Genomic DNA, 260 nt, shown 5'->3' with positions numbered 1-260 from the left:
TTCGTATGATTTAGGGCCGCAATACCCGAACGGATTGTTAGTGGTGCAGGATGGACGCAATGTGATGCCCGCAGCACCGCAAAACTTTAAAATTATTGACGGCAATAAAATCGCGCAGTTCATTCAACAACGTCGTTAACTACTTCAATCAGAGCCCCGGACTGGAAAGTCTGGGGCTCCCCGGGCTTTCCTTCTTTCACATCGTTATCATTTTGCATACTTGAGTATTCAGATTTATACATTGCACGCGCTTAAATACC

1 protein-coding gene is annotated in these 260 nt (G+C 45.4%); it reads left to right on the top strand.

Annotation, left to right across the window (positions count from 1 at the left end; genetic code table 11):
* A partial coding sequence (locus tag NLF92_RS13300; protein WP_254102719.1) for a phytase occupies nucleotides 1-139 on the top strand: 139 nt, incomplete at its 5' end.
* Nucleotides 140-260 lie beyond the last annotated feature (121 nt).

The sequence above is a fragment of the Opacimonas viscosa genome, from assembly GCF_024199005.1.
GTDB lineage: Bacteria > Pseudomonadota > Gammaproteobacteria > Enterobacterales > Alteromonadaceae > Opacimonas > Opacimonas viscosa.
This window is presented reverse-complemented; position numbering and strand designations above follow the sequence as displayed.